The 22785-nt window shown below is 68.8% G+C and carries 18 protein-coding genes; 8 read left to right on the forward strand and 10 right to left on the reverse strand.

The features are described 5' to 3' along the window. Positions 1-26: 26 nt before the first annotated feature. A complete protein-coding gene (locus AB0M48_RS42185; protein ID WP_363853918.1) occupies positions 27-917 on the reverse strand; it encodes a helix-turn-helix domain-containing protein in 891 nt (296 codons plus the stop codon). Positions 918-975: 58 nt separating this feature from the next. Further along, positions 976-1791 (reverse strand): oxidoreductase, encoded by an 816-nt coding sequence (locus AB0M48_RS42190; RefSeq protein ID WP_363853921.1) that lies wholly within the window; start codon positions 1789-1791, stop codon positions 976-978. 136 nt (positions 1792-1927) lie between these two features. Here AB0M48_RS42190 and AB0M48_RS42195 point away from each other — a divergent pair, with 136 nt between their 5' ends. Further along, positions 1928-2452 (forward strand): TetR family transcriptional regulator, encoded by a 525-nt coding sequence (locus AB0M48_RS42195; protein ID WP_363853924.1) that lies wholly within the window; start codon positions 1928-1930, stop codon positions 2450-2452. A gap of 6 nt (positions 2453-2458) precedes the next feature. Here the strand turns inward: AB0M48_RS42195 and cobF are convergent, their stop codons facing one another. The 7 genes from cobF to AB0M48_RS42230 form a co-directional block, all read right to left on the reverse strand. Beyond that, positions 2459-3202, reverse strand: a complete 744-nt coding sequence (gene cobF / locus AB0M48_RS42200; protein ID WP_363853927.1) for a precorrin-6A synthase (deacetylating) — start codon at positions 3200-3202, stop codon at positions 2459-2461. A 13-nt stretch (positions 3203-3215) separates the two neighbouring features. Then, positions 3216-4436 (reverse strand): phenylacetate--CoA ligase family protein, encoded by a 1221-nt coding sequence (locus AB0M48_RS42205; protein WP_363853930.1) that lies wholly within the window; start codon positions 4434-4436, stop codon positions 3216-3218. A gap of 3 nt (positions 4437-4439) precedes the next feature. Then, the gene (locus tag AB0M48_RS42210; RefSeq protein WP_363853933.1) at positions 4440-6911 is read right to left on the reverse strand and encodes an acyl-CoA reductase; all 2472 of its coding nucleotides are present in this window, start codon (positions 6909-6911) and stop codon (positions 4440-4442) included. Continuing rightward, the gene (locus tag AB0M48_RS42215; protein WP_363853936.1) at positions 6908-8044 is read right to left on the reverse strand and encodes a hypothetical protein; all 1137 of its coding nucleotides are present in this window, start codon (positions 8042-8044) and stop codon (positions 6908-6910) included. Before AB0M48_RS42215 ends, AB0M48_RS42210 begins: the two co-directional genes overlap by 4 nt. Beyond that, entirely contained in the window at positions 8041-9162 is a 1122-nt protein-coding gene (locus tag AB0M48_RS42220) for a GNAT family N-acetyltransferase (protein WP_363853938.1), read from the reverse strand. Before AB0M48_RS42220 ends, AB0M48_RS42215 begins: the two co-directional genes overlap by 4 nt. A 326-nt stretch (positions 9163-9488) precedes the next feature. Then, entirely contained in the window at positions 9489-10127 is a 639-nt protein-coding gene (locus AB0M48_RS42225) for a peptidylprolyl isomerase (protein WP_363853941.1), read from the reverse strand. 57 nt (positions 10128-10184) lie between these two features. Next, on the reverse strand, positions 10185-10844 hold the full coding sequence (locus AB0M48_RS42230) for a DUF2306 domain-containing protein (protein WP_363853944.1): 660 nt from the start codon (positions 10842-10844) through the stop codon (positions 10185-10187). 130 nt (positions 10845-10974) lie between these two features. On the opposite strand from AB0M48_RS42230, the gene AB0M48_RS42235 reads away from it, so the two are divergent. The 4 genes from AB0M48_RS42235 to AB0M48_RS42250 all read left to right on the forward strand — a co-directional run bounded on the left by AB0M48_RS42235 (position 10975) and on the right by AB0M48_RS42250 (position 13891). After that, on the forward strand, positions 10975-11394 hold the full coding sequence (locus tag AB0M48_RS42235; RefSeq protein ID WP_363853946.1) for a DUF2690 domain-containing protein: 420 nt from the start codon (positions 10975-10977) through the stop codon (positions 11392-11394). Positions 11395-11471: 77 nt separating this feature from the next. Beyond that, positions 11472-11903 (forward strand): hypothetical protein, encoded by a 432-nt coding sequence (locus tag AB0M48_RS42240; RefSeq protein ID WP_363853949.1) that lies wholly within the window; start codon positions 11472-11474, stop codon positions 11901-11903. 1 nt (position 11904) lies between these two features. Continuing rightward, positions 11905-13020 carry an NlpC/P60 family protein gene (locus tag AB0M48_RS42245; RefSeq protein ID WP_363853951.1) on the forward strand — a complete coding sequence of 372 codons (1116 nt, stop codon included), beginning with the start codon at positions 11905-11907 and terminating at the stop codon, positions 13018-13020. 13 nt (positions 13021-13033) lie between these two features. Continuing rightward, positions 13034-13891 carry a M23 family metallopeptidase gene (locus tag AB0M48_RS42250; RefSeq protein WP_363853954.1) on the forward strand — a complete coding sequence of 286 codons (858 nt, stop codon included), beginning with the start codon at positions 13034-13036 and terminating at the stop codon, positions 13889-13891. Here AB0M48_RS42250 and AB0M48_RS42255 read toward each other — a convergent pair whose 3' ends face one another. After that, positions 13892-16564: a BTAD domain-containing putative transcriptional regulator gene (locus tag AB0M48_RS42255; RefSeq protein WP_363853956.1), complete on the reverse strand. Its 2673-nt coding sequence runs from the start codon at positions 16562-16564 to the stop codon at positions 13892-13894. It abuts the gene before it with no gap. Positions 16565-16928: 364 nt separating this feature from the next. On the opposite strand from AB0M48_RS42255, the gene AB0M48_RS42260 reads away from it, so the two are divergent. From AB0M48_RS42260 to AB0M48_RS42270, 3 genes are all read left to right on the forward strand, one after another. Next, positions 16929-19058, forward strand: a complete 2130-nt coding sequence (locus AB0M48_RS42260; RefSeq protein WP_363853959.1) for a diguanylate cyclase — start codon at positions 16929-16931, stop codon at positions 19056-19058. A 27-nt stretch (positions 19059-19085) separates the two neighbouring features. Beyond that, a complete protein-coding gene (locus AB0M48_RS42265) occupies positions 19086-21059 on the forward strand; it encodes an amino acid transporter (protein WP_363853962.1) in 1974 nt (657 codons plus the stop codon). Positions 21060-21208: 149 nt separating this feature from the next. Next, complete coding sequence (locus AB0M48_RS42270) at positions 21209-22642, forward strand: tannase/feruloyl esterase family alpha/beta hydrolase (protein ID WP_363853965.1); 1434 nt, start codon at positions 21209-21211, stop codon at positions 22640-22642. Positions 22643-22785 lie beyond the last annotated feature (143 nt).

Consider the following 22785-nt stretch of genomic DNA (forward strand, 5'->3'; position numbering starts at 1 on the left):
ATCGTCAGCGCTGTGACTTTAGGTGACTAGAGCCAACCTCGCCGTGACGCCTGGACGCCGAGCTGGAACCGGGTCTGCGCCCCCAGCAACTGCTGCAACCGGCTCACCCTGCGGTGCACCGTGCGTTCGCTGACGCCGAGCTCGCGCGCGATCGACTCGTCCGTCAGGCCGGCGCTGAGCAGTGCCATCAGCCTCCGGGTGGCCGTGGTCGGCTCCTGCTGGCTGTCCTCCTGGCCGCTGGGGGTGATCGACACCGCCATTCGCCAGAACGCCTCGAACAGCTCGCTCAACGCGCTCAGTAGCACGGACGGGTGAATGAGAAGCGCGACCACGTTCCCGCCCGTCACGGTCGGCACCGCGATCAACGCCCGGTCCGAGTCGGCGATCACGAGTTTCAGCGGCACGCCGGGGAACGTCCGCGCCTGCTCGCCCACCGCGATGCTCTCCTGCACGGACGCGAACCCGCGCTCGCTCTGCAACAACGCCGACTCGTACACGACCCGATAGGCGACACCGCGGGCGAGCGCCGGGGGTTGTGCGGGACTCGCCTCGGGCTGCGGGCTCAGGTACGAACCGGGATCGAGCGCCCGGATCTCCGACTTGGCCTGGCTCTGCATCTCCTCGAACGCGCTGATCACCTCGTCCGCGTCCTTGAGGACCTCGACGAAGTCGACCTCTTTCGCGCCGCGCTCGGCATAGGCGGCGGCCAGGAGTTCGGCGGTCTCCCTGGCCCGCACGGCCGCGGCCTCGTGCCCCGACGCGATCGCGGCCAGTGCCGAACGAGGCGGGCGCACGTCGTTGTTCCTGATCAGCCCGAGTCGTTCGAGCTCCTCGTGCGCCGGGCCGGGCTCGGTGACGTCTCCGCGCAGCATCGCCAGGTAGAGCTTCTCGGCCTCCGGCGACAGCCCCTCGTGCACACGACTCCCCTCGGTGGTTCTGAACCGAAGGTACCTGGCCAGATGGGTGCAACAGGCCTTAGGCGAACCGGCGCAGCGCCCCGAGGAACAGCGCGTCGAACGCCCGGTCGGACAGCACCCTGCGCGCGAACAGGATGGGCCGCGCCCCGAACCCCGCCGCGTACCTGGTCCGCGGCCGCCGCGCCTGGGCCGCCTTCACGATGACGTCCGCAATCACCTTCGGCTCACTCGCGCGATCCATCTGCGCGAAGAACCCGGACAACTGCTTGACCTGCGCCGCGTAGGCGCCGCCACCGGAGGTCTTCTCGAGGTTCTCGACCGCGATCCCGCCCCACTCGGTCTTGATGCCGCCGGGCTGGATGACGACGACGTCGATCCCGAACGGCTTCAGTTCCAGCCGCAGCGAGTCGCTGAGCCCTTCGACCGCGAACTTCGTCGAGTGGTACCAGGCCCCGAGCGGCTCGTAGATCCGTCCGCCGATCGACGAGACGTTGACGATCCGGCCGCGCCCGGCCTCGCGCATGTGCGGCAACACCAGCTGGACCAGTCGCGCCAGCCCGAACACGTTCACCTCGAACTGGTACCGCGCCTCGCCCAGCGGCACGTCCTCGACCGCGCCGTACGACCCGTACCCGGCGTTGTTGACGAGCACGTCGATCCGCCCGGTCTCCGCGATGACCTTCTTGACGCCCTCGACCATCGACTCGTCCCGCGTCACGTCCATCTCCAGCACCCGGATGCCCTGCGCGGCGAGCCCTTCCATCCGCTGCACCCGCCGCGCCGCCGCGTACACCGTGTAGCCGGCTTTGTGCAGCTCGACCGCCGTGGACTCGCCGATCCCCGACGAGGCACCCGTGACCAGTGCGACCTTCATGGCGCTCTCCTGACTGACCGGTTGGTTGAACTAACCAACTGTTTGGTTGCTAGATCTAGGCAACCAGACCGGCGCAACTCTGTCAACCAACCGGTTAGTTGCCAGAACCAACCGGTTGGTTAAGATGGGGGGTGTGGTGAGGGACAAGGAAGCGACCAAGGCCAAGCTCCTCGAAGCGGCGATGGACGAGTTCGCGCAGTACGGCATCGCCGGCGCGCGGGTCGATCGCATCGCGGCCAAGGCCGGGTGCAACAAGGCGATGATCTACGCCTACTTCGGCAGCAAGGAGGGGCTGTTCGACGAGCTGCTGAGGATCCAGATCGACCGCATGATCCAGCAGGTCCCGATCACGCCCGACGACCTGCCCGGCTACGCGGGCCGGTTGTTCGACTCCTACCGCGACCAGCCGCAGCTGCTCAGGCTCGCGGCGTACCACCGGCTCGAGAACGGCTTCGAGGCCATTCCCGCGGCCGAGGCCGAGGCGTACCGGCACAAGGTCGAGGCCATCGGGCGGGCGCAGATGGAAGGCAGGATCTCGGCCGAGTTCAACGCCAACGACCTCCTCGACATGGTCGTGCACATGTCGATCTTGGCGTTCACCACGCCGAACGCGACCCGTGCACTCGTCGAACGCTCGGTCAGCCGCCTGATCGCGGAGTAGCCCCGATCAGGGCTTGCGCAGCAGGTAGGTGTCCATGATCCAGCCCTTGCGCGCACGGGCCTCCTCGCGCACCTCGCGGATCCGCGCCGCCACGTCCCCGACGCGGCCCGAGACCAGAATCTCGTCCGGCATCCCGAGGTAGGCGCCCCAGTAGATCCACGTGTCCGGGTCGACGCCCTCGAACGAGTACGACGCGTCCAGCATCACGGCCACGTCGTCCACATCGGACGGCCACCCGGCGGCCAGCCGGCGGCCGGTCGTGATCTGCACCGGCTTGCCGACCTGGTTCAGCGACACCCGGTGGCCCGCGGTCAGCGCGGCCACCGACGTCACGCCGGGGATGACCTCCACCTCGAACGACTCGCCGCGCGCCAGCAGGTCGTCGAGGATCGCCAGCGTCGAGTCGTACAGCGACGGGTCGCCCCACACCAGGAACGCCCCGACCTCGTCCTCGCCCAGTTCCGACAGCAACCCCAGGACGACGTCCGCGCGGTCGCGGCGCCAGGCGTCGATCGTCGCCTTGTAGTCGGCGGGGTTGCGGTCGCGCTCCGGATCCCGGCCCTCGACCCAGCGGTACGGGCGCGTCACGTGCTCCGCCAGGATCGACGCGCGCAGGTCGACGAGCTCCTGCTTCACGGAACCCTTGTCCAGCACGAAGTACACGTCGACCGTCTGCAACGCCTTGACGGCCTGCACCGTCAGGTGGTCGGGGTTGCCCGCGCCGATACCGATGACCAGGATCTTTCGCACCGGCACACACTAACTACACGGGGCGCTCGTCGAGGAGCCGCACGGTCTTGCCTGTGCGGGGATTCACCTCCAGCGCGGGCACCCACTCCACCGCGAGCGGTGCCACCACGCCGCGTCCGACCTGCAGTTCGAACCGCGGGCTGATCACGTACACCTCGGCCTGCACGGCGGAGACGTCCTGCGCCGCACCGGCGATGCGCAGCACCAGCTGGTCCCGCGCGTCGGTCCGGCGGATCACGACCTGCACGCCGTTGTGCGTGATCCCGGCGCGGTCGACGGCGGCCCGCAGGTGGTCGAGGTGCAGCGTCACGGGGCCCACCCGCGCGCCCTCGTCGGCGCGGCCGAGCAGGCGGAAGATCCCGTCCTCCACGTCGACCCACTCGGCCAGGTCGCCGACCGGGTACCGGATCATCGGCTGCAGCCGCCGGGTGAGGTCGGTCTGCAGCAACCGGCCGGGCCGTCCTGGTGAGGTGATCGGCTTGCCGGTGTCGGCGTCGACGATCTCCAGCACCGAGCTGTCCACAAAGGAGCGGAACACCCGCGGGTCGTCCGAGCCGAGCACCGCCGTGCCGATGATTCCGCCGTCCACGCTGCCGTAGACGAACGAACGGAACTCGGCGCCGGGGAACGCCTGCAGCAGGAGTGCGCGCTGGTCGTCGTACAGGGCTTCACCGCTGAACAGGACCAGCCGCACCGACGGCAGTGAGCCGGCCTCGGAACGAACGTGCGCGGCCAGCCGGCACAGCGTCGTCGGGAAGCCCGCCACGACGGTGGCGTCGAAGTCCTGCATCGTGCTCAGCGTGAACTCGACCGGCGCGCTGCCGGTGATCGGCAGCTGCACCAGGTCGATCGGCGAGCGTTGCAACGCGTTCAGCGCGAAGATGAAGCTGGAGTAGAGCTCGCCGGCGGCGAAGAGGTTCGCGACTCGGTCACCGTGCCGCAGCCCCACCGCGGGCAGCGTTTCCGCGTACGTGCGGCACATCGCGTCCCACTCGTCGTTGGTGTAGAAGGAGACGCGAGGGGCCTTGGTGGTGCCGCCGGTCTTGAAGATCAGGCCGTCGGTGTGCGCACGGGTCAGCACCTGGTTGTCGCGGATGGTGTTCGCCGCCCAGAACGCGGCCTGGTCGACCACCGGCAGCTCGGGCAACGGCGTCGAGGGGTCGTAGCCGTCGTACAGGTCCTTGTAGAACGGGGAATGCGTGCGGGCGTAGCAGACGAGGTCGAGCAAGGACATCGTTCACACGCTCCTGCTGCCGCGCTGGTCGACGACCGCGATCAACTTGCCGCTGCTCTTCGTCCGCTGGAAGTCCGCGAGGACGACGTTCTCGACGCGCACGGTCAGCAGCCCGTCCTGCTCGACGGCCTCCGCGACCTCCGGATACCGCGACAACAGCGTGCGGTGGGTGACCGCGGGCTCCGGCGCGCGCCCGCTTTCCAGGCGCACGACCAGCTCTTCGCCACCGGCGTCCTCGTTCAGCTCGACCTGCAACGCGCCGGAGTAGTCGTGCTCGTCCTCCAGGACCGTGAGGAACCGCCGGTAGTTCAACGTCTGCGCGGCGGCCCGGAACACGTCTCCGGTGCGCCCGAGCAGCTCGAACCGGGGCGTCTGGCGGCCGCAGGGACAGTCGCCGGGGACCCAGCGGCCCAGGTCGCCGATCTCGTAGCGCTCCAGCCGCTGGCCACGCCGCGTGTGCGTGGTGAAGACCAGCCTGCCAGCCTCACCTGACGGCACCGGCCGGTCGCTCTCGGGGTCGAGGATCTCCATCGTGTGCAGGCTGGTGAACAGGTGGTGCACCTTGCCGGACGACGCCTGGCACTGGTAACCGACGGGACCGGCGTCGACCGTCGCGTAGGCGGCCGAGCGGATGGTCTCGACGCCGAACTCGTCCCGCAGCCGCGCGATGGCCTGGGCGCCGAAGTGCTCGCCCGCGTAGAAGATCTTGCGGATGCCGCCGTACTCCTTCAGCATCGCGCCGTGCTCGGCGAAGAGCCGCTGCACGAACGACGGCGCGGTCAGCAGCGTGTCGACGCGGTTGTCCACAACGGCCTGCGCGATCGCGTCGAGCTGGCCCCACTGGCCGCCCATCGGGAACTGCACGGCGTTCATCCGCTCCAGCGCGGAGAAGAAGCTGACGAAGCTCGCGTACATGTGCCCGTTGAAGAACAGGTTCATGACGCGGTCGTGGCGCGGGTCGAGCCCGGTGGCGAGCAACGCCTCGGCGCCGACCCACATCTGCTCGTCCCAGTCGGCCCAGGTGTACGCGGACAGCTTGGGCGCGCCGGAACTGCCTCCGCTGCGGAAGTACACGTCCGCCGGACGGTCCTGGAGCGTCTCGAAGTCCGACTTCGGGGTCACCGGAACAGGGGGAACCGGAAGCTGCCGCGACTCGGCCAGGTCGTCCAGCGAGGCGTCCGCGGCGAACCTGTCGTCGAGCTGCACGGACACCCGGTTGCTGTAGCGCTGCAACGCGTAGACGCCGTCGTGCGGCTCACCGCCGTACCCGCCGAGCATCGAACCCGGCGTGGTGATCCGCTGCACGCCGACCGAGACGAACGAACGCGCGAGCGCGGCCGTGTCGGGCCGGTCCGCCGCGAGGCCGACGGTCTGCAGGTAACGGCGCATCGGCCGCAGCACGGAGGTGATCTGCTTGCGCGGCAGGGGCTTCACCCACACCGTCCGGAACAACGGCGAGGTGCGCGGGGCGAATCGCACGTCCGCCAGCACACGCCAGTTCTCACCGGCGTGCACCTTGGTGAACCCGAGGTGCTCTTCCAGCTGGGTGACGAGGACGGTGTTCGTGATCTCCGCCCACTCGGCCTGCGAGGGCTCGCGGGTCGGCGGCCCCGTCTGCTCCAGCACGGAGGCGAATCGTTCGGCGAAGGCGAAGACCTGGGACGGGTCCTCGGTGTCGAGGTAGATCACCTGTGGACTGGAACAAGCTTGCTGCTCCAAGCGGCAGACGTCCGTGACCAGCGCGCGCAGAGTGTCCACATCGGACCACGCGTCGCGGGTCAGGTAGGCGAACGACAGCTTCGGCCCCCAGTCGATCACCCGCGCGCCGGGCTTGACCAGCTCGGTGACGCCGGCGATCGCCTCCTCGCCACCCCACACCGCGACGGCGTCGGCGGCGCCGAGCACGCGCGACATCCAGTCGGTGCGCGAAGAGGAGAAGTGCAGCACGACGAGCCGGGCGGCGATCTGACCGGTCTGGTCGTGCGAGGCCAGCGCGGCGAGCACCTCGGCGGTGAACCCCGAGTCGTCCGACGCGACCTTGATGACGTTGAGGTTGCCCGAGAGCAGGCCCTCGACGGCGCTCAGGACACCGGCGGCGGGTGCGTTGCCCGCCGTCACGTGGGCGAGCAGGCCGAGCGGCACCCAGGCCTCGTAGGTGGGCGTGCGGAAGTCGAAGCGGACCATGCGTGCCGGGTCGAGGTTGCCGAGTTCGCGCTTCAGCTTGCTTTCCAGCGAAGTACGGCTCAACGCGTGCCGCAGCGCGTCCAGCGTCTCGTCGACCTCCACCTCGTCGAGGCCCCACGCGACCAGTGACGCGCGGTGCCGGTCCAGGTCGAGCTTCTCCGCGGCGGCGAGCACGACGAGCGGGTTCAGGCGCGGTCCGGTGATGACCTGCTGGGTGCGGTCGTCCAGGGTGTCGAGCCGCGGCGCCACAGCCTCGTCGCCGACCCACTCACCCTGCCAGAAGTGCCTCATGCCTTACCTTTCAGAAGCTCTGCGGCCGCAATGGCGCAGGAACGGTTGCGGGAGACGCCGGCGCGGCCGAGGATCTCGAACCACGGGGTCTCGTTGCCGCAACCGCACTCCTCAGGTGCGTGCAGTGCGGCCAGGTCACCCATCAGCACGCTCTGCGCGGGCGCCGAGGTGATGTACGGGGACACGAACTGGATGTAGCCGGACTCGCCGTACGGCAGCGGTTCCAGCGTCCGGACGTCGCGGACGATCGCACGTGACCACGTCGGCACGTGCAGGTTGTGGTGTGCGCATTCGACGTACGGCACCGAGTGCTCGACCGAGCCGTAGCTGTCGCGGATCCGCACGTCTGGGATGCCCAGCATCTCGGTGACCTTCGCGCGCAGCTCGGACTTGGAGATCTGCTTGTCCGCGTTGCCCTTCCAGCCACCGCCGAACCACACCATCGAGCGTTCGCCGAGCTGCAACGGCTCGACGCCCATCGCGCGCATGCGGTCGATGGTGAAGCTCAGGAACGCCGGGAACCCGAAGATCCGCACCGGCCGGCCGCTGTCCGCGAACCGTTGCAGCGCGCGGATGCTGCCGAACGCGTCGAACTCGTGCCCGGTGCCGGTGTGCGCGAGGCCGTAGTCGACGGACTCCACGGGCGCGAAGTCGGTCATGAACTGGCCGGTGAACGAGCTGCCGAGCTTCACGCCGGGTGCCGGCTGGTTGAGGTTGATCAGGTAGTGCACCGGCTCGGGGGAGATGAACCCGTTGTGGTCGTAGATGCGCGCGACCATCCGCCGGCCCGCCCGCAGGGTCCAGGCGTCCCAGAACATCTGCGACTTCTGCCCGGTCGTGCCGGAGGAGGTGGCGTGCACGACGACCTTGTCGCGCGGCACAGAGAGCACCTCGTGCATCTTGAAGAAGTTGGCGTGCACGAACGGCTGGTCGGTGATGTCCTCGAGCGGCTTGCCGTTCCACAGGCTGCGGAAGAACTCGTTGCGCTGGGCGTGCCAGCGGTTCGACTCGTTCATCGCTTCCAGGAACAGGTCCGTGTCGCTGTGGTCGTACGGTGCCGCGATGTCGCACAGCGCCTGGACGGCGCGCAGCGATGGGTCCGGCACCGTCACCGGACCGAGGTGCGGGTTCATGCGCGAAACACTCCGTTGGTGTTGAGGAACTTCTGCGTCCACAGCTCGATGTACTGCTCGGTGAAGGGCCGGAACGCCTCGTCGATCGCGAGCCCGCGGAAGTCCGGCGGCTGTGGTGTGTGCACCATGACCACGTAGTCGTGGTAGACCTCGCCGTCCTTGCGCATCGCCGGGTACAGCGCCACGGGCAGGAAACCGAAGGCCAGCAGCGCACTCAGCTCGTCGAACTCGTGCAGCGGCACCAGCGTCTCGACGTGCGGCGCGCCCAGTCCGGCCAGCGTGTCGATCACGCCACCGAGGTGCGGGAGCAGTGCCTGGGGGCTCGGTGTGGCACCGAAGATCGTGCAGTAACCGTCGTGCCGGTTGAGGTGCCCGTAGATCTGGTACTCGCCGCGCTCGTCGGCCAGCAGCACGTTCGGCCTGTGCAGCGGGTAGAACCGCCGCGCCGGGTCGTTGATCGTGTGCTCGAAGTGCCGCTGCACGAACTGCGGTGCCTCGATGACCTCGAGCCGCGACGGCTCGGCGGCGGTGAAGGCGGTGTCCTCGACGAACTCGGGCAGCGCGGGCATCGTCGCGTGCGTGGCCATGATGAGCTTTTCCAGACTCCTGGGCACCTTGTGCACCTGCGCCCGCTGCTCCAGCACACCGTCGCGGTGCTTGGCCAGCAACGTCATCGTCTCGCGCTTGGCGTGCTTGAACAGGTTCGGCACGAGCCCGAGCGGGTGGAACCCGTTGCGCAGGCACACCCGCTGCGGCGCGAGGTGGATCGTCCGCGCGGTGCCGTAGACCGAGTCGACCTCGCCGCTCGCGAGCATGAGGCCGGTGATCTGCCCGACGGCGTGGTGCGCGATGCCGTCACCCTGCGCGTCCGGGTCCACGACCAGCCCGGCGATCTTGCCGAGGCGGTCCGCGCTCTCCACGTGCCCGGTGATCGAGGCGACGACCCGGCCGTGGCTGCGCCACACCAGCCACGTGGTGTGCGCGGCCTCGATCTCGGCGGCCATGACGTCGGGGTCGGTGCCCATCGCGATGGGGTAGTTCGCGCCGTGAGCCCGCCGGTAGAGCCTGAGCAGGTCGTCGACGTCGTCGAGTCGAGCCGGCTCGAACTCGGGTGCCACTCGTGTGTCTCCTTCAGTGCATGCGAAAACAAGCCGATGCACGGGGCACGACTTCCTGTTAATGCGACGGGATTTCCTGAAATGCAGGCTACTAGCCGGTACTACCGCCGTTCAGGTGACCTGAGCGCCGGAGCTGCGGAATTGATTCCTGAAGGCGAGCGGGATCACAACGAGCATCAAATCCGTCTTAAAGGTCGATGGTTCCAATGGCTCAACAGGCCAGGTAGAGCATGTGACGGAGATCGCGTACCGGAATTTCGCCTTACCAGTTGAAACGCAAATAGTCGCCGTTTCAACGAAACGGCGACTACTCGGAAAATGAGCAACTAGTGGGCGAGCACGTGCAAAATCCTCACCGGCTTCTTCGGCGCGCCGTCGAGCGTGCCGTCCGGCTGCGGCACGATCCCGGCCTTCACGATCCGGTCGAGCGTGTCCATGCCGTAGGTGACGTGGCCCATCACGGTGTAGAGCGGCTTGATGTTGGCGAACGAGTGCACGATGAAGAACTCGCTGCCGTTCGTGCCCGGCCCCTGGTTCCCGTACGCGATGGTGCCGCGCGGGTAGGTCTCCTCGCCCGTCACCTCGTCGGCGAACCGGTAACCGGGCCCGCCCTCCTCGGCGCGGTAGATGTCGCCGCACTGCAGCACGCCCAGGCGCGAGGTGTCGGTCAGGCGCCAGCACTGCGACATCGTGTAGAACCAGCTCCGCGCCAGGTGGGCGAAGTTCTCCACGCCGCACGGGGCGTTGGCGCGGTCGAGGTTCGCGATCACCACGCCGTAGTTCGTCACGATGGTGACCTTCACGGTGCCCCTGGCCGGTACGACGGCGCTGGGCGGCTGGACCGGGCGGGCGGCCGGGTTGTCCGGCGTCGGGATGAACTCGCAGCGTGCGGTGGGGGTCGCCGGTGCCGCGGACGCGACCGGGGCGAGGACGACCATCATCAGGACAGCGAGCAGTAGCCTCATGACTGCCGACGGTAGTCGCCGCATAACGCCTTGTCAGCCCACCTTGGCGGGAGTGGCTCACACGGTGACCGCCTCCCGCTGCTCCACCACGGCACGCCGGCGGGGCTTGCGCTCCAGCCACCACTGCGAGAGCAGCAACGGGATCGTCCACCCGGCCCAAGTCGAGATTCCGGCGATCGTGTGCGGCAGCTCCGCCTCCGGCACGCGGTCAGCGAACGCGAGGAACGCGAGCACGCCCCAGATCCGGTTGGTGATGATCGAGACGGTCAGCACGAAGCTGCGGATCATCCACTTGCGGTGGTCGCGGAACTGGCGCTGTCGCGCCGCACGCCACGCCAGCCACGTGAAGGCCAGCCACAGCACCGCCAGCAGCACGTTGCTCACCTGGGCGACCGGCCCGAACGGCGTCATCCAGCCGATGACCAGACCGGACAGCCCGGACGGCAGCACACCGGCGAACACGTAGACACGGCCGATGCGGCGGTGCCACATGGGGAAACGGCCACGGAACCACGGCCAGATCTGCACCACGCAAGTGATGATGGCGATCGACGCGCAGACGACGTGCACGACGAGCAGGGGGTAGTGCGGTCCCCAGTCCGACTGCACTCGTGCTTGCAGACGATCACCGGTCAGGTACGGCGGCAGCGAGAACGCCACGAACGCCACCACCACGAACGCCAACGGGCCCACCCAGGGCTTGCGCAACCACGTCATGGCACCACCATGTCGACCTCTGCTGACCGATCGCGCACCGATCGCTGACGTGGCCTTCTGACACCGCGCTGACATCTGACGGGGTGTAGCTGTCAGATCGCTGTGAGCGCCGATCGGCAGTGTCAGCGCCATGAAGTCGACAGCCCTGATCGCCGCAGCCGCGTTCACGCTCCTCATGGCGCCGGACGCACAGGCCGCGTCCTGCAGCGGACGCGGGTGCAACGACAAGGACCCCGTGTCCGCCGGCTGCAGCAGCGGTTCGACGACCGCCGACACCGCGCCCATGTACACGGGCGGTACGGCGGAACTGCGCTGGTCGCCTGGGTGCAGGACGAACTGGGTGCGGGTCTCGAACTACTCGGGCGGCGACTCGGCTCTGCGCATCACGGTGTGGTCGGGCAACGACCACGTCGGCTTCGTCGCGGCGGGAACGCCCGGCGACCACTGGGGAAACATGGTCCACGCGCCCGGCTGCGCCCGCGGCGAGGTGCTCTACGTCGACAAGAACGGCGTGCACCGCACCGCCCGTCTCGCGTCGAGCGCTTGCTGAGGGGGCGCGTCGTGACCGGCTACATCACCGATTGACCACTCTCCGCACCACCATCGCAAAACCATTGAGGGAGAAGCATGTTCAGCAAGATCGCCAGTGCGCTCGGAGCGGCCGTCATCGTCGGTGGCGCGATGCTCGGGCTCACCGCTCCGGCGCAGGCCGAGTCGGCGCCGGGCTGCGGCCCGGTGACGCAGATCGGTTCCACCGCGTACATCACCAGCGGCGGCACCACCATCGGTTCGGTCAAGCAGTTCAAGGGCTGCAACAAAAACTGGGCTTACACCTACGTGTGGGAGGGCTTCCGCTCCTCGCACTCCAACTGGGACGTCTGCGTCTCGGTCGCCACCGGCTCCAGCGCGCCCTACACGCTCGAAGGCCTGCAGTGCCACGGCAAGAAGGCTGACAACTGGTCGTCGGGCACGAACACGCTCAACGTGTGCACCCACGCCGTCGGCAACATCAAGTGGGGCGGCAACACCCCCACCGCCCGCACGAGCATCCGCTGCTGACATGAGGAAGACCGTTCTCACAGCGGTCGCCGCCCTGACCGTGCTGGTGCCTCTCACGAGCGCCGGCACGGCACAGGCCGAGGTCCGCGGCTTCACCGCGACGACCACCCTCGACGGCCGCACCGTCAAGGACCCCGGCGTTCCCGTCGGCCAGAAGCGCGTCGCCGACATGTACCTCAAGGGCCAGAAGGTGAACGTCGTCTGCCAGGACACGGGCCCGGAGTACGGCGGCAAGAACGTCTGGGACCTCACCACCGAGGGCCTGTGGATCGCGGACGGCTACACGAGCAACCCGTCGGACACGATGGTGCTGCCCAGGTGCGCCACCTCGAAGTCCTTCCCCGCCAAGGTCGACCTCAACGGCCGCAGGAACAAGGGTGACGCCGCCACGGCGCCTGGTTCGGTCGTGGACAGGTACCGGGCGGGGCAACAGGTTCCGGTGAAGTGCCAGGCGCAGGCCGAGAGCGGCACGATCTGGGACTTCACCACCGACGACCTGTGGGTGCCGGACAACTACGTCACCACCGGCACGAGCGGGTTCGTCCCGGGCCTGCCGCGTTGCGACACCGACGGCATCGAGCCGGGCGAGACGCCGCCGGGCAACGCCGTGCACGGCCGCAGCAACGGTCCGGCGGGGCCCACGACCGGCACGAACGCGCAGAAGGTCCAGCGCGTGATCGACACTGCGAAGTCCCAGATCGGCAAGGGCTACCTGTACTCCTGGGGTGCGGGCGGCAAGGGCGGCGCCTCCTACGGCGTCCACCACTACCCGGACAACGACCCCTCCCAGGGCGACGACTACAACCGGCTCGGTTTCGACTGCTCGGGCCTCACGCTGTACGCCTTCTGGAAGGGCGCCGGCCTCGACATCGGCGCCTGGACGGGTGCGCAGAACACCAAGGGCCGCGCGGTGGCCATCGCGGACCGCAAGCCGGGCGACCTCGTCTTCTGGGGCCGCTCCGACAACGACTCCGACGCCACCACGCACGTCGCCCTCTACCTGGGCGACGACAAGATCCTGGAAGCCTCGCCGCCGCGCAACGGGCAGAGCGTCCGGATCAGCGAACTCAACAGCCACGGCACGCCGTACACGAAGGTCCGCCGGATCTTCGGATGACGAGGGGAAAACGATGAACGTCAAGAGAATGATCTCAGGGGTGGCCGGTCTCGCGATCGGGCTGGGCGTGTTGGTGCTCGGTGGCCCGCAGGCCAGCGCCGCCACCAACTTCGAGCTGCCGTTCCCGTGTGGACAGACGTGGTCCGGGCAGACCAGGACCAACCACAGCCCGCAGCTGGCGATCGACCTGAACCGCGGTGCGGACGAGGGTGACGCCGTCGTGGCGTCCGCCTCGGGCAAGGTCAGCAAGGTCCGCAACGAGGGCAGCACGAGCTACGGCCGCTGGGTCGAGATCGACCACGGCAGCGGCTGGACGACGCGCTACGCCCACCTCTCCGCCCAGCGGGTGTCGGTCGGCCAGAGCGTCTCGCAGGGGCAGACCATCGGCAACGTCGGCAACACCGGCGGCTCGACCGGCGCCCACCTGCACTTCGAGCAGCTGCTGAACGGGACGCCGCAGAAGATCAAGTTCTCCGGGACGACGATCCTGTACTACGGCACCCAGAACTACAAGTCGAAGAACAAGTGTGACGGTGGCGGTGGCACCACCAACCCGTACACCCCGGAAGAGGCCTGCGGCGACGGCTACAAGGTCATCGACGGCGCGAACGTGACCGGTGCGCGGGTCTCCCTGCTGTACAACGCCTCCAACGGCTACAACTGCGTGGTCGCCATCAAGACCACCAAGATCGGCACGGCGTCCGACGTCGGCGCGTTCCTCGAGGTGCAGGGCGAAGCACGCACGACCGACCGTGACGAGTACGGCTACTACGCCGGCCCCGTGAAGAAGAAGGCGCCCGGCAAGTGCGTCAAGTGGGGCGGCATGGTCGGCACCTCCAGCTACACCAGCGGTTTCGAGCACTGCGGCTGATCAGCCGATCAGGCCGTCCAACAGGTTGTCCCTGCGCAGACCGGGTGTGCCGAGCAGTTCGGCCGCCCGGTCCGCGTGCTTTTCCCGGCCTGTCCTCGCGAGCACGAGATGGGCGACGCCCTCGCCGTACCGGTCGCCGCGAGCGGCGGTGATCTCCAGGCAGCGGTCGGCATCCGCGGTGGCCTGGCCGGGTTTTCCCGCGGCCAGCAGCACTTCTGCGCGGCACAGCAGCGCCTGCCACTCGTCGTTGTGTTCGCCCGTGACCCGGCACAGCTCGATGCACTCGCTCAGCGCGGCCTCGGCTTCCGCCAGCCTGCCGAGCCTGAACAACGCCTGTCCTCGCGAGGCCAGCGCATACGCCGTTCCGGCCTCGTCCTCGTGCTCACGGGCGAGCTTCTGACTCAGCTCGGCGCTGTCGAGCGCCTGTTCGTACCGTCCGGCGACCTGGTGCACCTGCGCCAGTGCGGACAGCGGAACCCTTTGTGCACCAGCCGGTCCGTGCTCCGACGTGAGCTCGACCGCCCGCGCCAGGGTCGACGCGGCCTTTTCCAGCTCACCCAGTTCGCGCTGGATCGTGCCGATGCCGGACAGCGCACGCCCCTGCCCGAACGGGTCGTCGGCGCGCGCCTCCAGCACTTCCTCCAGCTGGGCGAGGGCGATGTCGAACGAACCGATCCGGCGGTTCGCGGCCGACCGCACCAGCAGCGCCGTCTGCAACGCGGCCGAGGTGCCGACGGTGCGAGCGGCCTGATCCGCGATCTGGCCCAGCTCGACCAGGTCCGCCACCCTGTCCTGCTTGAACAGGTGCGGGTAGAGCATGTGCGCGATGGCCAGCCCGTGCTCGGCCAGCTCGGGCGATTCCACAGTGGAACGCGCCGCAGCCAGCAGGTTCTCGGCCTCGTCGGTCAGCCACCGCAACGGTTCGTCGATGTCCTGCTTGGTCGCGGAGTACGTGAGCGCGCCGTAAGCGTGTGGCCGCAGCTTCTTCAGAGCAGCGGCGAGCGTGGCGCGGTAGTGCGTGAGCGCACGGGTGAGCGCCTCCTGCTTCTCGTCGTTCCCGTGCTCGGCGCCGAACAGCCGCAGCAGGTCGTGCACCCGGTACCGCTCCGGTCCGCACGGTTCCACGAGTCTGGCGTCCACCAACGGGTCCAGCGCGCGGTCGACCTCGTCCTGCCCGAGCAACGCCCGGACCACCGGCTCGGCCACCGTCGGCACGTTGAGGCAGCACAACAGGACGAACGCCCTGGTCGAGCCGGCGTCCAGGCCCTCGAAGCCCAGCTGGAAGCTCGACCGCACACCGAGGTCGTCGAAGTGCAGCTCGTCCAGCCGGTGACGCTGGTCCGCGAGCCGTCTCGCCAGCGTCGCGGTCGTCCAGTCCGGCCGTGACCGCAGCCGCGCGGCCGCGATCGTGAGCGCCAGCGGCAGGTGGTCGCAGGCACGGGCGACCTGCTTGGCCGCGGCGCTGTCGTCGCCCAGCAACCGCAGCGCGTCGGCCTCGGGCAACGGGTCGAGCCGGACGTGCCGGGCGCTCAGCGTCGCCAGCATCCGGCGGCTGGTGATCAGCACGGTGGAACCCGGTTCACCGGGCAGCAGCGGGCCGACCTGTGCCGCGTCCACCGCGTTGTCGAGCAGCACCAGCACTTTCCGCCTGGCGAGCGTCGACCGGTAGAGCGCGGCGGCCTCGGAGACGTCCGCGGGGACGGCCAGCGGTGGCGTGCCCAGGGCGCGCAGGAACCGCCTGATCACCTCGGCGGGGGAGAGCGGCGACCGGCCCGGTGTGGCGCCGTGCAGGTCGGCGTACAGCTGTCCGTCCGGGAAACGTTCGGCCATCGCGTGCGCGGCGACGGCGGCGAGCGCGCTCTTGCCCTGCCCGCCCGGTCCGTGCACGGCGATCACCGTCTCGGCCGCGCCCGTGATCAGCTCGACCTCCGCGCGGCGGCCCACGAACGGGTCGGGTTTCGCGGGCAGTTCGCGCGGCACCGCGGGGAGGTCGCCCCGCAGGATCGCGGCGTGCAGGTCCTGGAGCTCCTGGCCGGGATCGAGCCCGAGTTCCTCGGCGAGCAGGCGGCGGCCCTCGTCGTACGTCCTGAGCGCGTCCGCCTGCCGTCCGCCGCGGTGCAGGGCGACCATCAACGCGCCCCGCAGCCGTTCCCTGGTGGGGTGCTGCGCGACGTACCCGGTCAGCTCGCCGATGATCTCGTGGTGCCGGCCGTCCCTGATCGCCTTGTCGGCACGGCGCTCGACGGCCGCGAGCCGTTCCTCCTCCAGCTGGTTCGCGAGCTGGGTGTTCGTGGTCAGCTCGGCCAGCGCGGGCCCGCGCCAGTACCCCAGCGCCTCGTCCGGGTCCTGCGCGTCGCGGAAGAGCCGCAGGTCGAGCGACCGTTCGGGGATGTCGAGCCGGTACCCCTGCCGCGCCCACTCCAGCGACACGCCGGGAAGGTCTTTCAGCGCCCTCCTGAGCTGCGAGACGTGCACCTGCACGGCTTTGCGCGCGCTGGCGGGCGGATCGCCGTCCCAGAGGATCGACATGAGGTGGTCGACGCTGACGGTCTGACCGGCGTGCAGGAGCAGCAGCACCAGGACCTGTTGTGGCTGGCCTGCGGGAACGCGGACGGCCCGCCCCTCGTGCGTGACGAGCAGCGGCCCAAGCACCCCGAACCGAACGCCGTCCACCGGCTCACGATAGTCCGTTGATCGTCGCTCTCACCTCATCCGCGACCCCGGTACGAGCAACGGTCAACGACGAAGGTCTTGTGAACCGGCTTACCGACCGACAGGTCGGAAATATCAGTGGCACAAGGTGCACGAATCACCGCCGAGCACCGAAAAGTCGTGCGAAAATCCTCGGGTACCACCCACAGGCACGGATCGGCGACCCGCGAGATCAACGCAGTCGCAGTGGTGGAAAACAGAAGAGCGATTTGCGGTAGCGTCCGTAATGGTGGGTCACCTCATTGGAGTAACGACGGTGCCGCGATCATCCCAAGTCGGGCATCATCACCTGGCTCGACCGATGTCGTAGAACGAGGGGTCTCGTGTGACCATCTTCCGTACCGGCCACACCGGGGCGTGGTGGATGTACCTGGTGGCGGGTCACCTGCTGCTGGGCGTCTACTACCTGATCCCGGTGAGCCCCGCGGGGACGACGGGGCAAACGGTACGGGTGGTGCTCTACTGCACGATCAGCGCTTCCGCCGCGGTCGCGACATTCGCGGGTGTCCGGCGCAACCGCCCCCAATGGAGGCGGCCGTGGGTGTTCCTCGCACTCAGCCAGGTCGTTTACGCGATCGCCGACCTGACGTTCTACGCATCGCACTACATCTTCGAGTACACGGTTTACCCCTCGTACGCGGACATCTTCTACCTGGGCCATTACCCGTTGATGGTCGCGGGCGTGATCCTGCTGATCCGCCGCCGGACCCCGGGCCTCGACCTGCCGAGCCTGCTCGACGCCGCGGTGCTCGCCGTCGTCGCGGGCATGGCGTCCTGGCTGTACATGATCGGCCCGCAGGCCCGCCTCACGTCACCGGTCCTGGTGAAGATCGCGTCGCTCGGCTACCCGATGATGGACCTGGCGCTGTTCGTGGTGGCGTTGCGGCTGATCTTCGGGGCCGGGCCCCGGCCGCGCGCGTTCGTCCTGCTGACGTGCAACCTGCTGGGCATCCTGACCGCGGACACGATCTACGTGCTGCAGCGCCTCGACGGCAGCTACCACGCGGGCAACTTCCTCGACGCGATCTGGTTGTCGGCGAACCTGTGCATCGGCGCGGCGGCGCTGCACCCGACGATGGCGCGGCTCGTGGACCGCGCGCACGTCAAGGACGTCGGGCTGAGCCGCGGCCGGATCATCGCGCTGTGCTCGGCCGCCCTCGCCGCCCCGGTCCTGATGCTGGTGCACGACGTGGGCGAGTCGTCGCAGGACGTCCTGGTGATCGCCGCCGGCAGCGCCCTGCTGTCGTTGCTGATCATCGCCCGCCTGGCAGGGCTGGTGGCGGACCAGCGCAAGCTCGCGATCACCGACAGCCTCACCGGGCTGCACACCCGCAGGTTCTTCGAGGCCCAGCTGCCGCTGGAGATCTCCCGCGCCCGGCGGGGCGACGGGTCGGTCGCGGTGTTCATCATCGACGTCGACCGCTTCAAGTCGATCAACGACAACTACGGCCACCCCGCCGGCGACGACGTGCTGATGGAGGTCGCGGCACGGCTGCGCGCGGCGTCCAGGGCCGGTGAGGTGCTCGCCCGGTACGGCGGCGAGGAGTTCGCGCTGCTCGTGCCGGACGCCGGTCCCGGCCGGTTGTCCGTGATCGCGAACCGGCTGCGCGAACGCGTTGCGGAGAAACCCATTCCGGTCAACGCGGGCAACGACGACATCCCGTTGTTCGTCACGGTGTCGGTCGGTTCGGCGAGCTTCCCGACGCACGGCGACGGTCCCGACGACATCGTGGTGATCGCGGACCGGGCGCTGTACGCGGCGAAAGCGGCCGGGCGCAACAGGATCGCGGTCGGTCCGGAGCCGCTGCCCGCGGTCGACCCGGACACCGACGGCGCGATGGCGGAGTTCCTCTGCCAGGTCGCCGACCGGGTGGACGGCTGGCTGCACCGCTACGACCACAGCCGGTCGGTGTCGCGCTGGGCCGGTGTGGCCGCGGGGGAGTTCGGGCTCGACGCGCCCACGATCCGGGTCACCCAGCTCGCCGGGCGCCTGCACGACATCGGCAAGGTCATCATCCCCGAGGTGGTGCTCACCAAGCCCGGCGCGTTGTCGGAGGAGGAGTGGCGGCTGCTGCGCCAGCACCCCGACTTCGGCTACCGGCTCGCGCGGATGGTGCCGGGGTTCGCAGGTGTGGCGCACGTCATCCGGCAGCAGCACGAACGCTATGACGGCGCCGGTTATCCGGACGGGTTGCGCGGCGCCGACATCCGTGCGGAAGCAAGAATCCTGTCCGTGTGCGTGGCGTGGGCTGCGATGAGGTCGAATCGTCCACATCAGACCGCGCTGGACGAGAACCGTGCGCGGCGCGAACTCTGGTCCGGTCGCGGGCAGCAGTTCGATCCGGACGTTGTGGACCTTTTTCTCGATCTGCACGCACAGGGCAGCATCGGAACGTTGCGTCCGTCCGGATTGTCCATTCAGGAGACTGGGTTCCCGGCGGAGTTCCGGCCGTGATCAGCTGACGGTGGCATGCTCTGCGCCATGAGCACGGAGTTCGCCATTCCCGCCGAGGTTCCGAGTCCGGAACGGCCGGCCCCTCCCGGCGGACCGCTGGGCAGGTGGTTGCTCGCGGACCGCGTGGCACCTTCGGGTCCCGGAAGTCACGAGTCGCACGCCAAGCCGCACGCGTGGTGGAAGGTCATGACGCTCACCGGCGTCGACTACTTCTCCACCCTGTCGTACCTGCCCGGCATCGCCGCGCTGGCCGCCGGTGCGCTGTCCCCGCTGGCGACACTGCTCATCGTGGCGCTGACGCTGCTCGGCATGCTGCCGATGTACCGGCGGGTGGCGCGGGAGAGCCCGCACGGCCAGGGTTCCGTGGCGATGCTGGAGGACCTGCTGCCGTTCTGGCGCGGCAAGGTCTTCGTGCTGGTGCTGCTGGGGTTCGTGGCGACGTCGTGGATCATCACGATCACGCTGTCCGCCGCCGACGCCTCGGTGCACGCGCTGGAGAACCCGTACGTGCCGGAGTCGTTGCACGGCACCGAGCTGGTGCTCACGATCGTGCTGCTGCTGATCCTCGGCGGCGTGTTCCTGATGGGTTTCAGCGAGGCCGTGGGCGTCGCGATCCCGCTCGTGGCGGTGTTCCTCGCGCTGAACGCCGTCGTGGCCGCGGTGGGCCTCGTGGAGGTCTTCTCGACGCCGGACGCGCTTGATCGCTGGGTGTCGGCGCTGGGCACGTACGGCGGTGGGTTCTTCGGAGTCATCGGCCCGGCGATCCTGGCGTTCCCGTTGCTGGTGCTCGGTTTGTCCGGGTTCGAGACCGGTGTGAGCATGATGCCGCTGGTCGCGGCGTCCGGTGAGACGCCGGAGAAGCGCCTCGACAGCCGTGTGCGCAACACGCGCAAGCTGCTGACGACCGCCGCGCTGATCATGTCGGTGTACCTGCTCGCGACGTCGTTCATCACCACCGTGCTGGTGCCGCAGGACAAGTTCGCGCCCGGCGGGCCCGCGAACGGCCGTGCGCTGGCGTACCTCGCGCACGAACTGCTCGGCGAGGTGTTCGGCACGGTCTACGACATCAGCAGCATCCTGATCCTGTGGTTCGCCGGGGCTTCGGCGATGGCCGGTCTCATCAACATCGTGCCGCGTTATCTGCCCTCCTACGGCATGGCGCCGGAATGGGGCCGCGCCGTTCGTCCCGTCGTGATCGTCTACACGGTCATCTGCGTCATCATCACGATCATCTTCAACGCCGACGTGAACGAGCAGGCCGGTGCCTACGCCACCGGGATCCTGGCGATGATGGTGTCCGGATCGTTCGCGGTGACGGTGTCCGCGTGGCGCAAGAGGCAGCGCGGCGCGACCATCGGGTTCACCGTGCTGACGCTGGTGCTGCTCTACGCGCTGGTGGAAAACGTGATCGAGAAGCCGGACGGCATCACGATCTCGTTCGGTTTCATCATCGGCATCGTGGTGATCTCCCTGGTGTCGCGCATCTCGCGCACGACCGAACTGCGCGTCGACAGGATCAAGTTCGACGAGCAGGCCCGCCGGCTCATCACCGAGACCATCGAGAACGACGGCCGGATCACGTTGATCGCGAACCGCCGTCAGTACGGTGACAAGGCCGAGTACGACGAGAAGGAGACCGAGCAGCGCGGCATGAACCCGGTGCCGGGGTCCGCGGACGTGATCTTCCTGGAGATCGACATCGTCGACCCGTCGGCGTTCAGCAACGTCCTGTGCGTGTCCGGCGTCGAGGTGGACGGCCACCGCGTCCTGCGCGCCGCCGCTCCCGCCGCGCCGAACGCGATCGCGGCGATCCTGCTGGCGCTGCGCGACTCGACCGGCGTGATCCCGCACGCGCACTTCGAGTGGTCGGAGGGAAATCCGCTGGCGCACCTCTTCCGCTACCTGATCCTCGGCCGCGGCGACACGCCTCCGGTCGTACGCGAAATCATCCGCTCGGCTGAGTCGGATCCGACTCGACGCCCACGCGTGCACGTCAGTTAGCTGGAAGACTCCCTCTGTACGTCCGACTACAGGGGGAAGGACGCCATATGTTCCGCAAGTTGTTGGTACCACTCGTTGTCTTGGGAACGGTGGCGGCGGGGATCGCTCCCGCCGCCGCCTCCGGTCCACTGCGTTCCTGTGCAGACCTGGTGCGTTCGTTCGACGTGCCGGACGCCCGCACGAGCGTCACGTCAGCCGCGGTTGTCACTGGTACCACGGAGTTCTGCGATGTGCGCGGCACGATCGAACCGGACATCGGCTTCCAGCTGAAGCTGCCGCTGCGCGGCTACCAGGGCCGCTACCTCCAGTACGGCTGTGGCGGATTCTGCGGAGTCATAGGCGATCCGGCCTTCCCGGCCGGCTGCGGACCCGCCTTCGGTGACGCCGCGGTGGCCGCGACGGACGACGGGCACCAGGCTCCGCCGGAGAACCCGTTCGACACGACGTGGGCCGTTTCGGACCAGAAGGCCCGCGACGACTACTTCTTCCGCGCGCCACACGTGTTGTCGAAGGTCTCGAAGCACATCATTTCGGTCTTCTACGGCAAAGCACCGTCGAAGTCGTACTTCAGCGGCTGCTCCAACGGCGGCCGTGAGGGCCTGCTGCTGGCGCAGCGCTACCCGCGCGACTTCGACGGCATCATCGCGGCCGCACCGGGCGCCTACTACACCGCGCTGATCGGCTACCAGGCGTGGATCGCGCGCAACACCATCCCGAACGACAAGATCGTTCTGCTGCACGACGCGGTGATGGCGGCCTGCGACGGCCTGGACGGTCTGGTCGACGGCCAGATCGACGACCCGCGCCTGTGCAGGTTCGACCCGGGAACTCTGGCCGGGCAGCTGACCGACGACGAGATCGCCCGCGTCCGCCGCCTCTACGCAGGCCCGTCCGACGGCGGCGTGCGGCTCTACCCCGGCGGCCAGCCCCACGGTTCCGAGCTCTCGTGGACGTTCTGGCTCAACCCGTCTCCCGGCCTCGGTCGCGGCATCGCGCCCGAGCTCGCGGACAACGGCCTGAAGCACCTCGTCTACCCGATCGGCGAACCGCACTCGTCGCTGGAGTCCTTCGAGTTCACCGTCCGCGAGTTCCGGCGCCTGGTGCCCGAAACCGTGAAGGCGAACGCGCTCTCGCTGGACCTGCGCGCGTTCCAGCGCGCCGGCGGGAAGCTGATCATCTGGCACGGCGCGGGCGACCAGGGCATCCCGTTCGAGGGCACGCTCGACTACTGGCAACGCCTCACCGGCGGCAAGAACCCCTCCTGGGCAAGGCTCTTCGTCGTACCGTCGATGTGGCACTGCGCCGGCGGCGACACCCTGACCGGCTTCGACCCGTTCCGGGCACTCGTGTCGTGGGTCGAAGGCGGCCGGGCGCCGTCCCGGATCATCGCCGAGGGGCGTGACCAGGACGGCAACGTCGTGCGCACCCGGCCGGTGTTCCCGTACCCGTTGCGCGCCAAGTACGACGGCTCGGGATCGGTGGACGACGCGGCGAACTTCGTCGCCGCACCGGGCTTCGGCTTCCAGGACCGGATCCGGTGGGCAGGTGAGGACCTCTACCGGTCCGGACCTGTCGCGCCCTAAGCACCTGACCGGAAGTCCTGTCCGCAACGCCGCAACCAGCAGCGAGCCTTCTTCACGTTGCCGGACCGCACGCGGGGCGCTTTCGTGCGGTCACCCACCCCCCACAACACCCCCCCCCCGCCAAAAACAGCCCGGGAAACAGA

The sequence above is a fragment of the Lentzea sp. NPDC051208 genome, from assembly GCF_040682435.1.
GTDB lineage: Bacteria > Actinomycetota > Actinomycetes > Mycobacteriales > Pseudonocardiaceae > Lentzea > Lentzea kristufekii.

Excerpts from the sequence above, each read along its gene's own strand:
- AB0M48_RS42250 (WP_363853954.1), top strand. The coding sequence starts at position 13,034 with ATGAACGTCAAGAGAATGATCTCAGGGGTGGCCGGTCTCGCGATCGGG.
- AB0M48_RS42225 (WP_363853941.1), bottom strand. The coding sequence starts at position 10,127 with ATGAGGCTACTGCTCGCTGTCCTGATGATGGTCGTCCTCGCCCCGGTC.
- AB0M48_RS42245 (WP_363853951.1), top strand. The coding sequence starts at position 11,905 with ATGAGGAAGACCGTTCTCACAGCGGTCGCCGCCCTGACCGTGCTGGTG.
- AB0M48_RS42230 (WP_363853944.1), bottom strand. The coding sequence starts at position 10,844 with ATGACGTGGTTGCGCAAGCCCTGGGTGGGCCCGTTGGCGTTCGTGGTG.
- AB0M48_RS42210 (WP_363853933.1), bottom strand. The coding sequence starts at position 6,911 with ATGAGGCACTTCTGGCAGGGTGAGTGGGTCGGCGACGAGGCTGTGGCG.
- AB0M48_RS42215 (WP_363853936.1), bottom strand. The coding sequence starts at position 8,044 with ATGAACCCGCACCTCGGTCCGGTGACGGTGCCGGACCCATCGCTGCGC.
- AB0M48_RS42240 (WP_363853949.1), top strand. The coding sequence starts at position 11,472 with ATGTTCAGCAAGATCGCCAGTGCGCTCGGAGCGGCCGTCATCGTCGGT.
- AB0M48_RS42235 (WP_363853946.1), top strand. The coding sequence starts at position 10,975 with ATGAAGTCGACAGCCCTGATCGCCGCAGCCGCGTTCACGCTCCTCATG.
- AB0M48_RS42265 (WP_363853962.1), top strand. The coding sequence starts at position 19,086 with ATGAGCACGGAGTTCGCCATTCCCGCCGAGGTTCCGAGTCCGGAACGG.
- AB0M48_RS42190 (WP_363853921.1), bottom strand. The coding sequence starts at position 1,791 with ATGAAGGTCGCACTGGTCACGGGTGCCTCGTCGGGGATCGGCGAGTCC.
- AB0M48_RS42205 (WP_363853930.1), bottom strand. The coding sequence starts at position 4,436 with ATGTCCTTGCTCGACCTCGTCTGCTACGCCCGCACGCATTCCCCGTTC.